Annotated in this window: 9 protein-coding genes; 4 read left to right on the top strand and 5 right to left on the bottom strand. The window is 52.2% G+C overall.

The window, feature by feature from the left end; translation table 11 throughout:
* Nucleotides 1-158: 158 nt before the first annotated feature.
* From ligA to smc, 3 genes are read right to left on the bottom strand one after another with little or no spacing between them, the layout of a single operon-like run.
* Nucleotides 159-2201 carry an NAD-dependent DNA ligase LigA gene (gene ligA / locus JHL22_RS06970; protein ID WP_200235362.1) on the bottom strand — a complete coding sequence of 681 codons (2043 nt, stop codon included), beginning with the start codon at nt 2199-2201 and terminating at the stop codon, nt 159-161.
* A 17-nt stretch (nt 2202-2218) separates the two neighbouring features.
* Nucleotides 2219-3298 carry a cell division protein ZipA C-terminal FtsZ-binding domain-containing protein gene (locus JHL22_RS06965; protein ID WP_200235360.1) on the bottom strand — a complete coding sequence of 360 codons (1080 nt, stop codon included), beginning with the start codon at nt 3296-3298 and terminating at the stop codon, nt 2219-2221.
* Nucleotides 3299-3319: 21 nt separating this feature from the next.
* Complete coding sequence (smc, locus tag JHL22_RS06960; RefSeq protein WP_200235597.1) at nt 3320-6850, bottom strand: chromosome segregation protein SMC; 3531 nt, start codon at nt 6848-6850, stop codon at nt 3320-3322.
* Between the two features lie 249 nt (nt 6851-7099).
* Between smc and lplT the strand changes: the two genes are divergently transcribed.
* Nucleotides 7100-8413 (top strand): lysophospholipid transporter LplT, encoded by a 1314-nt coding sequence (gene lplT / locus JHL22_RS06955; protein ID WP_200235358.1) that lies wholly within the window; start codon nt 7100-7102, stop codon nt 8411-8413.
* A 5-nt stretch (nt 8414-8418) separates the two neighbouring features.
* Here lplT and JHL22_RS06950 read toward each other — a convergent pair whose 3' ends face one another.
* Complete coding sequence (locus JHL22_RS06950; RefSeq protein WP_200235356.1) at nt 8419-9330, bottom strand: uracil-DNA glycosylase; 912 nt, start codon at nt 9328-9330, stop codon at nt 8419-8421.
* Nucleotides 9331-9337: 7 nt separating this feature from the next.
* Nucleotides 9338-10612 carry a tRNA (adenosine(37)-N6)-threonylcarbamoyltransferase complex dimerization subunit type 1 TsaB gene (tsaB, locus tag JHL22_RS06945; protein WP_200235354.1) on the bottom strand — a complete coding sequence of 425 codons (1275 nt, stop codon included), beginning with the start codon at nt 10610-10612 and terminating at the stop codon, nt 9338-9340.
* Between the two features lie 364 nt (nt 10613-10976).
* On the opposite strand from tsaB, the gene ompR reads away from it, so the two are divergent.
* From ompR to JHL22_RS06930, 3 genes are all read left to right on the top strand, one after another.
* The gene (gene ompR, locus JHL22_RS06940; protein ID WP_200235352.1) at nt 10977-11711 is read left to right on the top strand and encodes an osmolarity response regulator transcription factor OmpR; all 735 of its coding nucleotides are present in this window, start codon (nt 10977-10979) and stop codon (nt 11709-11711) included.
* 105 nt (nt 11712-11816) lie between these two features.
* Nucleotides 11817-13130 carry an ATP-binding protein gene (locus tag JHL22_RS06935; protein ID WP_442859638.1) on the top strand — a complete coding sequence of 438 codons (1314 nt, stop codon included), beginning with the start codon at nt 11817-11819 and terminating at the stop codon, nt 13128-13130.
* Between the two features lie 61 nt (nt 13131-13191).
* The gene (locus JHL22_RS06930; RefSeq protein ID WP_200235348.1) at nt 13192-13740 is read left to right on the top strand and encodes a peroxiredoxin; all 549 of its coding nucleotides are present in this window, start codon (nt 13192-13194) and stop codon (nt 13738-13740) included.
* The last annotated feature ends 125 nt before the right edge of the window (nt 13741-13865 follow it).

Raw genomic sequence — 13865 nt, 5'->3', positions numbered from 1 at the left:
CCCCCTAAAGTTCGAACCTGTTATTTCAGGCATAAAAAACCCCAGCGAGCAGACTTAAAACAAGCGCTTGCTGGGGTTTTTTTATTAATAAGCATTGGCCCTCTGCCTGGTAATGCAGAAGGATACTGGTGCTCCCACGCTAGAACGAGGAACAGCAATCAGGACAGGCCCAGTATTTTCCTTAGCTCGTCTTCATCAATCACGTTTACGCCCAATTGACGGGCTTTTTCCAACTTGCTACCGGCATCGTCACCGGCCACCACGTAGCTGGTTTTTTTGGACACTGACCCACTTACCTTACCTCCGGCATCTATAATCAGTTTGCCAGCCTCATCGCGCGACCAGGTGGGCAAGGTACCGGTTAACACAAACGTTTTGCCGGCCAGCGTATCATTGCTGCTTTTTTCAACCTGTTTAGGCTGCAAGCCAACCTGCAATAAATCAGCCACCACTTCCTGGTTATGCGGCTCGGCAAAAAAGCGGCGAATAGAACCAGACACTGCCGGCCCTACTTCGGGCACCTTAAGCAAGTCTTCTTCAGTAGCTTGCCCAAGCGCCGCCAGGCTGCCAAAATAACGGGCCAGATCCCGTGCCGTGGTTTCGCCTACATGGCGTATCCCCAAGGCATAAATAAGGCGGGAAAGCTCAACCTGTTTGCTTTTCTCTAGCGCATTCACCAGGTTTTCGGCCGACTTCCGACCCATCCGTTCAAGACCCATGACTTTCTCTACCGACAGGCGATACAAGTCAGCCAAAGAATGAACCCAGCCCTGTTCAACCAGCTGATCGATAATTTTTTCACCCAGCCCCTCAATATCCAGGGCCTTGCGACTGGCCGCATGCAATAAGCTTTGCTTGCGCTGGGCGCCACAAAACAGCCCTCCGCTGCAGCGTGAAATAGCCTCATCAGGCAGGCGTTCAATGGCGGAGCCACAAACCGGACATTCGGTTACCATGACAAATTCACTGGCATCAGCCGGGCGCAATTCCGGCAACGGACGAACCACTTCGGGAATCACGTCGCCGGCACGTCGCACAATAACCGTATCGCCAATTCGCACATCCTTGCGCCTGATTTCATCTTCATTATGCAAAGTAGCATTGGTAACGGTTACGCCGCCCACAAATACCGGCTGCAAACGCGCGACCGGTGTGATGGCGCCGGTGCGACCCACCTGCACTTCTATACCCAACAATTGGGTACTGACTTCTTCAGCGGGAAATTTGTGCGCAACGGCAAATCGTGGTGCCCTGGAAACAAAGCCCAACGCCCGCTGGGATGCCAGCTGGTTAACCTTGTAAACCACACCATCAATTTCATAAGGAAGGCTGGCGCGCACATGACTGACATGACGGTAAAATTCCAGCAAGCCCTGCGCACCCTTTACCACCCGGCGTTCTTGCGCCAGCGGAAAGCCCAACTGGGAAAACCAGGCCAACATATCGGCATGGGTAAGTGGCAACGGGCTTGTAAAGTCGGAGATATCTCCCCAGCCATAGGCAAAAAACCGTAATGGCCGTTTGGCAGTAATGCGCGGGTCAAGCTGGCGTAAACTGCCGGCAGCGGCATTGCGCGGGTTCACAAACACTTTTTCGCCACGGGCATCCTGCTGCCGGTTAAGCGTTAAAAAATCCTGGCGATTCATAAGCACTTCGCCACGAACTTCCAGGACGGCAGGCAGATTTTCACCCTGCAAGCGCAGGGGCACCGAAGCAATGGTACGGATATTGCTGGTCACGTCTTCACCGGTTTGCCCGTCTCCACGGGTAGCGGCATGCGTCAATACGCCATTTTCATAGCGAATGCCAATGGCCAGGCCATCCAGCTTTAACTCACAGTTGTATTCAACCTCATCGGCCAGCCCCAACAGGCCGTCATTGCGCAGCCCTTCGGACACCCGTTTATCAAAAGCCAGGATATCCGTTTCTTCAAATGCATTGCCCAGGGACAACATGGGCACGGCATGCCGGATACTGGCAAAAGAAGGCAATGGCGCCCCGCCTACCCTTTGGGTGGGAGAATCGGGCGTTATTAATTCTGGATGGTCGACCTCGAGTTTTTGCAACGCTTGCATAAGCGCATCATATTCCGCATCGGAAATAAGCGGTGCATCGTATACATAGTAAGCTTGGTCGTGTTTTCTGATTTCATTGCGAAGCGCCTGCAATGCCTGCGCCTGCGGATCCTGTTTCATACTCATTTCTTGTACTTCAGTGATCAGGAAAATACCAGTAAGGCACGGCTTGAACCAGCCGGAATACCCTGTTTATCAAGCTCATCATAAAGTTCAACAAGCTTGCTATCGATAGCCACTTCGGCACCATCCGTGACGAGACGCCCGGCGTCGTCTACCAGCTGGGCTCTTAAGGCAGTTGCCAACTCTTTGGCCACCGCCAGCATGCGGCCAAATGCATGTTCGTCGGCAGGACTGCGCGGGACATCAAGCAGCAAACCAACCTGGTCAACACCGGCAGAACGCACGCCCTGGCCCGGCTCATTACCCAGCAACAGCAAAAACCGGGGCACGCCATCTTCGTTACACCAGGCAAAATCATTGCCATACTCGACAAAACTCATACGACGGGCAATATCAATAATGGCCGCCACCGGTTGTGTGCCTGCCAGTTTCAGGGTAAGGCCCACCTGCGTATCCAGATTGGCGCACAACTCATCAAGTGCCTGGGCACGTTTAAGCAGGGCATCGGCATCGGGGCTTTCGGTGCTTGCATCAAAAACATGAGCAAGTTTATCGGCCATCACCAAGGCCTGGGACCATTCGATTTCATTCAGGGCCCCCTGGCGATTGGCCAATACGACCGCCATTTGCAGGGAGATATAGGACTCGTTGGGATGCAGGCGCGCCCGATGAAAACCATCGGCCGTTTCGGCAAAAAAGCGAATGGCTTTAGTGCCTGCCTGACGATAAGACTGGATTTGCGCCAGCAAACTGGCGCCGGGAACCGCCGCAGCAAAATGCAAGTCAATCACCCCTTCGCATACTTCGTCAACCGTTTGCTCATCGTGTTCTTGCCTGATCGAAGCAAGCGTCACGTCGGACTTGAAAGTGGGGTCTTCATTGGACGGGTCTTGATTGGACAAGTCAAAAGCAGGTTCTTCACGCAAAGCCCCCGGATGTGTCTGGATGGGCTCTGCGCTTAATAAAGGGTCTTGCTCAGGCTCTGGGAACTTGCTACGCATTTTGTTCTGGATACGCTGCTCCTGCCACCAATTGAACAGCAACACCAATAAAATAAGTACAACACCAAGTGCGATCAGACTTAGCTGCAAATTACTCATATCTTTTTAACCCTATGATTATCATGTTTCATTGGCCAGTTGGACAGCCGAATCAATATCTACGGCAACGATTCTTGAAACACCCTGTTCTTGCATCGTAACACCAATTAATTGACGGGCCATCTGCATGGCTATTTTATTATGAGAAATAAATAAAAACTGTGTCTGGTCACTCATACTTTTGACCAGGTTTGCATAGCGTTCGGTATTGGCGTCATCAAGCGGGGCATCCACCTCATCGAGCAGACAAAATGGTGCCGGATTAAGCTTAAACAGGGCAAATACCAACGCAGTGGCGGTTAAGGCCTTTTCTCCGCCAGACAACAGGTGAATGGTGCTGTTGCGCTTGCCCGGTGGTTGCGCCATTACCTGCACGCCAGCATCAAGGATTTCTTCACCCGTCATGGTCAGGCGTGCTTCACCGCCCCCGAACAATTTGGGAAACAGCTCTCCGAAATGACCGTTGACCTGATTGAAAGTATCCTGCAACAATTCCCTGGTTTCACGATCAATTTTTCGAATAGCGTCTTCAAGTGTGTCGATGGCCGATATTAAATCATCATGCTGGGCGTCAAGAAACCCTTTGCGCTTACTGGATTCTGCCAGTTCATCAAGGGCAGCCAGGTTCACCGGTCCCAGACTGTCTATCTGCCTTGAAACTTTCTGGACCTCTGACTGAAGCCAAGTAATTTTTTGCCAATCGGGCGGCAAATCCGCCAGCATGGCGCGCAATTGATCGCGATCAACCTCGTGCTGATTCAATTGCTCGGCAAACTGCTCAACCGCCAGACGGGCCGCCTGCTCATCAAGCTGTAACTGCATGATACGGCCTCGCAAAGGCTCAAGTGACTGCTCAAGCGCCTGTCGGCCATCATCGGCATTGCGCAGCGTGGCGGCGATATTTTCCAGTTCGATCCGGGCCTGCGTCAGGGCCTCTTCTTTTTCAGCCCGGGCCTCAAGTGCTTCCTGCAAGCCGCTGCGAATGGCCTCTTCATCAAAATCAAAAAGCTCCCGTTCAAGGTTATCCAGCTCAAAGCGAGCCTGTCCGCTTTGATGGCGGGCCAACTCCTTATTCTTTTCCAGCTCGGTAATGCGGGCAGCCAGTGATCGCTGGCTGAACTCGGCCTCTTGGGCCGAACGCTCAAGGTCCCGCAGGGCCTGCCTGGCCTGCTCGGCTTCTTGTGCCAGATCTTCACCCTGCATTTGCGCATCGGCATGGCGGCTTTGTATCTCACCCAGCTCCATGTCAAGGGTTTCAAAACGGATCTCGCTGGTTTCCAGGATGGCCAGCAGCTCTTCGCGCTGCAGGTCCAGGTCGGCCAGGTCTTCATTCAGGCGGCGCGAGCGTTCGTCAGACTGCTGGATTAGCTGTTGAAAACGGGTGTATTCCAGTTGCAGGTCGTGGCTGCGGCGGGTTAACTCAGCCAGTCGCTGACGGGCCGGCACCATTGCCTGTGAGACCTGGTTCCAGGCACTTTCACTGCGGGCAACCGCACTAATGGCCTGATCGGCAATTAACTGGCCGGCCTTGATTTCACGCCGCAGGTTTTCTATTTCATTCTGCCGCGCCAGCATACCCGCCTGATCGGAATCAGCCGCATAAAAACAAACCCCGCTGGCATCAACCACATGACCGCTTTTAAGCACAATCTGCCCCCCTTCGGGCAACTGCTGGCGGCTGGCCAGGGCCTCGGGCAAGTCGTTAGCCACATAAATGCCGTGCAACCACTGCACAAGCAGCGCTTTAAGGTCGGCATCATTACTACGCACCAGGGACGACAGCGGCTTCATGCCCTGCGCAGAAACCGGCACCACTAACGAAGCAGCCGGTTTCTGGTAAAACGCCAGCCGTGATGGGGGTGCATCATGGGCAAAAGCACGAGTAAGCTCAAGATTACGCACTTCGATGGCCGCCATTCGTTCACGCAGCACCGATTCAAACGCGCTTTCCCAACCCGGTTCAACCTGGAGTTTTTGCCACAGGCGACCAAGACTGGATAATTCATGTTTTTGCAACCAGGGTGCCAATGCCCCCTGTTTTTGCACATCTTCCTGCAGTTTCACCAAGGCAGCCAGCCGGGCTTCAAGGCGGGCCAGATTGGCATTTTCTGCCTGGGCGTTTTCATGGGCCTGGCGACGGGCATCTTCAAGCCCCGGCAGGCGTTCTTCAAGGCTGATTAATTGTGCCTGCGCTTCTTCCAGCTGCAATGCGGCAGCGGCACTGTCTCCGGCCAACTGTTCGCTGCGACCGGTATCGGGCAAGGCAATTTCACTTTTTTCCTTAAGCAGCCTTTCGCGTCGTTGCTCCAGCAATTGTAGCTGGCGGTTGGTTTCTGTTTGTTGCTGCCCCACCAGGGCCAGATTTTGTTCAATGCCGACCAAGGTACTGCGCAGGCTCTCACGCTCGGCAGAGGTTTGCCGGAGCCGGGTTTCCAGCCCGGGCAATTGCGACTGCATTTCTTCCACCCGGGCGCGAGACTCTTCGGCCAGCTCAGCTGAAACCGCACTATCTTCTTCGAGCAGGGTAATTTGTTCTTCGCAATGCCGGTATTGCGCTTCCCATTCCTGGATTTGCGTTGTTAATTGCAACTTGCGGCTGTGCAGGCGATTGCGTGAGTCAGCCACATGCCTGATTTCAGTTTCAAGGCGACTAACCTGCGTATTGGCTTCGTACATGGCGGTTTGTGCCGCATGAACCGCATCACTGGCCTGATAATGCGCCTGACGACGCGCCTCCACTGCCGTTTCAGTCGAGCGCAGCTGCGCCAGCGCCGCTTCCAGATCAGTTTGCGCCTTTTCGCTTTCCTCGGCCTTACGCTGTCTTTCCTGTTTGGCATTTTCTTCGCGAATCATCCACAAGACATGTTGCTTCTTTTCGCCCTCTTGCTGCAGGCTGCGATACTGCGTGGCCACCTCGGCCTGTGACGCAAGCTTTTCAAGCTGCGTTTCAAGTTCGCGCAGGATATCTTCAACACGCGTCAGGTTTTCACGGGTGTCAGACAGACGATTTTCGGTTTCGCGGCGCCGTTCTTTATAGCGGGATACCCCAGCGGCCTCTTCAAGATACACCCGCAACTCTTCGGGTTTAGCCTCGATAAGACGGTTAATCATGCCCTGGCCAATAATGGCATAACCCCGGGCGCCCAAACCGGTACCCAGGAACAGGTCGTGAATATCGCGACGGCGTACCTGCTGGTTATTAATAAAATAACTACTGGTCCCGTCTTTGGTTAGCACACGCCTGACAGAAATCTCGGCGTAGACGCTCCATTGCCCTATTGCACGCCCATCACTGTTGTTAAACACCAGTTCAACCGAAGCCCGCCCTGCCGCCTTGCGATTGCCCGAACCATTGAAAATGACGTCTTGCATAGATTCACCACGCAATTCGGAAGCCCGGGTTTCGCCCAGCACCCAACGAACGGCATCAATAATGTTGGATTTGCCACAACCATTGGGACCCACCACCCCGACCAGCTGGCTGGGAACAGGAATGGTGGTTGGATCGACAAATGATTTGAAACCGGATAATTTTAGTTGGGTTAAACGCACGTTAATGAACTGGAATACTTTATTAAATTGGTTTCGTGCAATTGTGACTGACAAGTTGCATGAAGCCTTAAACCTTATATAATAACCTAGCTGCATACAAAATATAGTTAATAAAAGTCACCGCCTTACTAAATTTTACCGCTTGGTTTTTTGAATTTACGGTAACTGAAAAAAACGGATGGCAATACTTTATTTCTTCATGCAAGCGGTCTGGTCACTTCGCAGTAAAAAACAAAAATTGGAATTCGGTTGAAAAAAGGTTTTTATCTCGTCATGATCGCGCAGGCGTTATCTTCGCTTGCCGACAATGCTTTATTTATTGCCGCCATAGCGCTCATTGCCGAGTTAAACGGGCCAGACTGGATGACGCCAGCCATGAAATGGTTTTTTGCGTTTTCCTATGTCGTTCTGGCCGCTTTCGTGGGTGCCATTTCAGATTCTTTCCCCAAGGGCAGAGTCATGTTTGTGACCAACGCCATTAAAATCTCAGGTTGCCTGCTCATGTTCGGCTTTGAGTTCGTCTCGGGCGACAACCACTCGTTACACGCTTATATTGTCTGTTTTTCCTATGCCCTGGTGGGTATAGGTGCCGCCGCTTATTCGCCCGCCAAATATGGTATTGTGACTGAACTGCTTCCTCCCAACGACCTGGTCAAGGGCAACAGCTGGATAGAAGGCCTGACCGTACTTTCTATTATCCTGGGTGTTGTACTGGGCGGTAAACTCACTGAACCGGCCATGTCGGGCTGGTTGCTGGCCAACCCGTTTATTAGCACCATTGCCAAAACACCTGCTGAAGCGGCCATCGTGGTTATTGCCACCATTTATATCCTGGCAGCCTTGTGCAACCTGTTAATTCCCAACACTCACTTTGTTTACCCCAAGCAGGAAACCAATCCCGCCAGGCTATACCGGGTTTTCTTCAGTTACGTTAAAATTCTGTGGCAAGACAAAGTAGGACAAATCTCCCTGGCCGTTACCACCTTGTTCTGGGGTGCCGGGGCAACCCTGCAACTGGTGGTTTTGCAGTGGGGACAAGACCATTTAAACCTTAGCATTGCCCAATCAGCCAATTTAATGGGGGTAGCCGCCATTGGCACCGTGCTTGGCTCGGTACTGGCCGGCAAGGTCCCGTTACGTAAAGCACTTGTCGTATTGCCCGTTGGTATTATCATGGGCCTGGCCGTCATGCTCATGACCATCACCAAAAGTGACTGGAGCGTTTATATGGTGCTAATTCTAATAGGTGGCCTGGCCGGTTTCTTTGTAGTGCCCATGAATGCGCTGCTGCAACACCGCGGGCATGTCCTGCTTTCAGCCGGTCATTCCATTGCGGTGCAAAACTTCAATGAGCAGCTTAACATCCTATTCATGGTCGCCGCCTATGGCGCCATGGTGGCCTTTGAGATGCATATTAATACCATCATTATTATTTTTGGCTCTATTGTGGCCGTATTAATGTCTTTCATTATTGTGTGGTGTATGGTCAATAAAAAACGCTACGCCGACACCTTCAATGAAATTGGCGAAATCGGCCACGGACGGGCGCAGCAAAGTTCGTAGTTTAATTAACAGGAACGCACAATCCGCAAGGCTTTTTGCAAGTCTTGCCAAACCCGGGCCTTATCGGCGTGCGCGACCATTAAATGGTTGGGGTGATACGTCACCACAACCGGAATCTGCTTTCCATGCGCATCATTAATAAAACAATCTTTTGCACGCAAGACGTCAATGGTTTCATTGCTGCCCAAAAGCAGGTTGGCGGCACGCCCGAAAACCACAATACACTTGGGCTGGACCCGTTCAATCTGCGCCTGTAAAAAACCCAGGCAACTGGCCACCTCTTCTTTTGAAGGGGTAATATTGGCAACCGGCCGGCATTTTACCAACGGGGTTATAAATACGGTTTCACGCTGCAACTGAACAGCCTTGAGCATATTGTCAAACAGCGTTCCCGCCTTGCCCATAAAGGGCTGCCCATGCCAGTCATCCTGTTCGCCCGGCGCTTCTTCAACAAACATCCAATCGGAAGGCAGCGCCCCTTCCCCAAAAACCGCCTGCCTGCGGTGCTCACCCAAAGAGCAACTTGTGCAGTTGGCCACACTTTCACGCAAACCAGGCCAGTCAAGATGACCGATATCGGGCCGCAACACCACCGTGGGCGCGGCCTCTTCTTGCGGGGGCCGCGCCGGTACCACCCTTGCAAAATGGCGCGAAGGCCGCTGTGCGGTGACGGGTTCATGCGGGGTGGCTGGCAACGGTTGCCCGGGCGGCCCGCCAGACACTTTTGCCGTAGCTATATAAGCCGATGGACGAGCGGGCGCCTCAGCCTGATGTTTGACGACAGCCGCCCCACCTGTAACCGGCAATAAGGGCTTGCCCCACAGGCGGTCTATGCCCAACTCTTGCAGCCACAACACCTGCAAGCCATTTATATTGGGCCGGACCAAGACCGGAGGAGTTAAATTATTAGGGACCATAAACTTATTAAGCCAGCTGCTTTTGCAGGACTAGCGCATCTTCACTTTCACCATTATTACCAGCATAATAACCTTTGCGCACGCCAATTTGCACATAATTATGCCGTTTGTAAAAAGCGCTTGCCTGGCGGTTTGAAGGGCGCACTTCAAGCACCTGCATCGTTAACCCTGCCTCTTTAAGCCTGTTCTCGGTAAAAGCCAGCAAACGGGCACCCAACCCCTGCCCCTGGAAGCCCGGTGTAACGCCAATAAGCAGCAAATGGGAAACATCAGGGGCCAGCATTTGCATGGCAAAACCCAGAACCCTATTTTCCCTGTCTATAATAACGCAGCCAGGGTAATTGGCGTTAAGCGCATCCAGGAAATTGCCTTTGGTCCAGGGTTTTTCCTGCACGGCCCGCTCAATGGCCACCACGGCATCAATATGTTCTTCCTTCATGACCTGAACCATATAATCATCTTCTAGCGGCTGAACGGCTTTTTCGGACAAAGGCAGGCTACTGTTTACAGGCAGGCTCGCCTTGGGATTACCGCCTGCCCCCTGCTCCCGTTCGCGGGTGGTAAAAGCCACCTTATCACGTACATACAGCGGGCTGGCATGATCGGCCAGGATAAACTGGTGATTATGCCAGGCAGACAGGGCAAGCCGCACAACCGTATCGGCACCGGCCCATTCTGCTGGCCCGTAAGCGATACCGTTGTGCCCCTGCAATATATCGGGGTAAGCAGCCAGTGCATTGCCGGCAAGCAAAAAGCGGATATCTTGACCCTGGTTCCGGCTCCATTCATCGCGCTGGCTTTCCAACCAGGCGAAAACCTGGCTGGCGGCAATAAGGCAAGGGCCCTGAACAGTTTCAAGCTGATTGTCATCTTCGCGGTAAACGGCCATAAAGACCTCGCTCATGCGGGCATCAAGCACACTGACAATATAATGGCCATCGGCCTGCAAACGCGCCAGCTCGGCCGTGGCCCGCAGTGAAGTGACCGGATAGACCGGCACCCCCAACCCAAAGCCCAATCCCTGGGCAGCGCCACAGGCAATGCGCAAGCCGGTAAACCCGCCCGGCCCCTGCCCGAAAGCAATTCCATGGATATCGCTTTTTTGTAAACCGGCCTCTGCGAGCAGCTCATCCAGCATGGGCAACAGGCGTTCGGCGTGTTGCTGACCCAGTTCATTGTGCCGGACCGTTACCCTGGCATTGCCTTGCTCATTGGTGCACAATAAGGCCACGCTAGAGCCGGTGCCCGAGGTTTCGATCCCAATCAAATTAATGTTTGTCATAAAAAATTCAAAAACTATCGTATATACCGATAGGCAATAAGCCTTATTTGTTACAAAATACCAAAAAAGGTATAACAATACAAAAACACACTAAGCTTGGTATACCGCAAAAGTTTTTAGAAAACCCCTTTAAAATTTGCTTTATTACATTGATAATAGTGTATTACCATTAATAAAATAACATTTTAATAGCTTAAAGCGCCTCATCCGCCAAATTTTGCTTAATCATCCATAAACAAATCCATCCTGATTATTACAGGCATAAATATCAGTTACACAAGAATCACAATTGCCCGGTCTTTTTTTGTGTAACATGTTGTGAAACCCCCTAGTTAACCTTTTTGAAGGCTGTTACATTTCCGGTATGAACACTCAAAATCAAACTTCACCTCGAAAAATACTGGTTGTAGACGACGATCAACGCCTGCGTGATCTACTACGCCGCTATCTGTCTGAACAAGGGTTCAATGTTTTTGTCGCCGAAGATGGCAAAGAAATGTCCAAGCTCTGGCAACGCGAACACTTCGACCTGCTGGTCCTTGACCTCATGCTGCCAGGCGAAGATGGTCTGTCTATCTGCCGTCGCCTGCGTGGCGCCAGTGACAACACCCCCATTATCATGCTTACAGCCAAAGCCGAAGAAATTGACCGCATTCTTGGCCTTGAAATGGGGGCCGATGACTACCTGTCAAAACCCTTCAACCCGCGCGAACTGCTGGCCAGGGTCAATGCCATCCTGCGCCGCCGCGGCTCCGACGAACACCCCGGCGCGCCCAGCCAGGAAAATGAATCCATTATTTTTGGACCTTACACCCTGAACCTGTCAACCCGTACCCTTAGCAAAAACGATGAGGTCATTCCCATCACCACCGGCGAATTTTCGGTTCTTAAAGTGTTTGCGCGTCATCCCAAAGTACCCCTGTCCCGTGACAAACTCATGGAGCTGGCACGCGGACGCGAATACGAAGCCTTCGACCGAAGCCTTGACGTTCAAATTTCCCGTCTTAGAAAATTAATCGAACCCAACCCTGCCAAACCGGTTTTCATTCAAACCGTCTGGGGGCTGGGTTATGTTTTCGTACCCGATGGCGGAAACTAATACCACATATGCTACATGCAGGAAGATAAAAACCATTTAAAAGGTTTATTTCACAAAACATTATTCAAGGCCCGGCTGAGTTTATTCAGCCGGTCTTTTTTACTGTTGGCCGCATTGCTTATTGTCAGTCTGGGCACCTGGCTTGCCGTCTTTTTCAGCATGCAAGAAGAACCCCGTGCCATTCAACTGGCCCAACGGGTCATCACCGCCCTTAAAATCACCCAAAAATCACTGCTTTATGTCCCTTCATCAGAGCGTAACGCGCTGGTGATCGACCTGGCCACAGACAGCGATATCCAGTTTTTCCCGCGCCAGCTTGATGACACCACGCTTGCCCTGCCCAACACCCTATTCTGGGAAACCTTCATCCAGCATATCAGACTGGAAACCAAAAACCCCGACACCCTGGTGGTTGCCAACATGAATGGCGAAACGGGTATCTGGATTAGCTTTACCGTCAACGACGAGTTGTACTGGCTACTATTAAAAAATAACCATTCCGAAGTATCCCTGATCAACGAATGGCTGGGTTGGGGAATTATTGCCCTGATACTGGCGGTAACCGGTGCTGCCATTAGTGTACGGTTTGTCAATATTCCCCTGTCGCGCCTGTCCAAAGCCGTGCAGCAGGTGGCTCGCGGTGAAAACCCGGCTCCCCTTCCCGTCAACGAAGGCCCGCTGGAAATCCGCGACCTTAACCATGCCTTCAATCGCATGGCCCGTGACCTGCGCCAGATCGAGGCCGACAAAGAGCTGATGCTGGCAGGCATTTCCCATGACCTGCGCACCCCACTGGCACGCATGCGGCTTGAAATTGAACTGAGCAATGTCAGTGATGAAGCCCGCGCCGCCATTGACGGAGACCTGGCCCAGATTGACCATAGTATTGGCCAGCTCATGGAATATGCCCGTCCGGCCGGCGCCATTCCCAATACCGCCATTGATGTTTCCGAAGTACTGACCATGCTTTGCCAACGCGAAAAAAACTATACCGAATCCCTGTCGGGCACCCTGAAATTTGACATCGCTCCCGGACTCTACGCCAAAATCGGAGAATTGAACCTTAAGCGTATTGTCAGTAACCTGATTGAAAACGCCCGGCGGTATGGTAAGTCCGAAGACGGCACGGCCCATATCACCGTTACTGCCCGGGAAGCAGGCTCACTGATTCATATTAATGTTAGTGACCGGGGTCCTGGCATCCAGACCAAAGACATAGAACGCCTGCTACGGCCGTTTTCCCGTGGCGAAGTCGCCCGCACAGGGGTAAGTGGTGCGGGCCTTGGCCTTTCAATTGTCGAGCGACTTCTCAAGCACGTTGGCGGCTCACTCAAGCTGTTGCCCAACAAACCTGCAGGGCTTACCGGCCATATTGAAATTCCCAAAGCCAGGCCGGCGCACAATCAGGCAGACATCTGAAAGTGTTAGCGTTATACTGAATTGAATCTAGAAACCTTGAAGAATAAGGAAAAGGAAAAACATGAAAACCATTGGTGATAAACTGGAAACGTTTAAAGTGATTGGTGTCAAACCGGGCTTTAATAACCATGAAGAAAACGGTGTCTCTGCGTTCGAAGACATTACCGAAAGTTCTTTTCCGGGCAAATGGAAAATCATCTATTTTTACCCCAAAGACTTCACCTTCGTCTGTCCCACGGAAATTGTCGGATTCAATAAGCTGGCACAGGACTTTGCCAGCCGTGACGCGATTCTCATGGGCGGTTCGGTTGATAACGAATTTTGTAAACTGGCCTGGCGCCGCGAAAATGCCGAACTGGACAAACTGGGACATTACTCATTTGCCGACTCTACCGGCTCTTTAATAGACCAGCTTGGCATCCGTGAAAAATCAGCCGGTGTCGCCCTACGCGCCACCTTCATTGTCGACCCTGATAATGTTATCCAACACGTGTCAGTGAACAACCTGAACGTTGGACGTAACCCCGAAGAAGTCCTGCGCATTCTAGACGGCCTGCAAACCGACGAACTCTGCCCCTGCAGCCGCGAAACCGGCGGCGAAACACTGTAAAAAACAGTCGGGCTTGAATACAAAAAATAAACCCGGATGTATCCCAGCGGTGCGGTGTTTCCTGATCTGCGATTAGTGCCACATGGGGGGTGGGGGCGGGGCCGGAACCACCCCACCCAGCAGCG

The sequence above is a fragment of the Advenella mandrilli genome (genome assembly GCF_016595155.1).
Lineage (GTDB): Bacteria > Pseudomonadota > Gammaproteobacteria > Burkholderiales > Burkholderiaceae_B > Advenella > Advenella mandrilli.
The sequence above is the reverse complement of the archived record's forward strand: the minus strand, read 5'-3'. Positions and strand labels throughout refer to the sequence as shown.

Excerpts from the sequence above, each read along its gene's own strand:
- ompR (WP_200235352.1), top strand. The coding sequence starts at position 10,977 with ATGAACACTCAAAATCAAACTTCACCTCGAAAAATACTGGTTGTAGAC.
- ligA (WP_200235362.1), bottom strand. The coding sequence starts at position 2,201 with ATGAGTATGAAACAGGATCCGCAGGCGCAGGCATTGCAGGCGCTTCGC.
- JHL22_RS06950 (WP_200235356.1), bottom strand. The coding sequence starts at position 9,330 with ATGGTCCCTAATAATTTAACTCCTCCGGTCTTGGTCCGGCCCAATATA.
- JHL22_RS06930 (WP_200235348.1), top strand. The coding sequence starts at position 13,192 with ATGAAAACCATTGGTGATAAACTGGAAACGTTTAAAGTGATTGGTGTC.
- JHL22_RS06965 (WP_200235360.1), bottom strand. The coding sequence starts at position 3,298 with ATGAGTAATTTGCAGCTAAGTCTGATCGCACTTGGTGTTGTACTTATT.
- tsaB (WP_200235354.1), bottom strand. The coding sequence starts at position 10,612 with ATGACAAACATTAATTTGATTGGGATCGAAACCTCGGGCACCGGCTCT.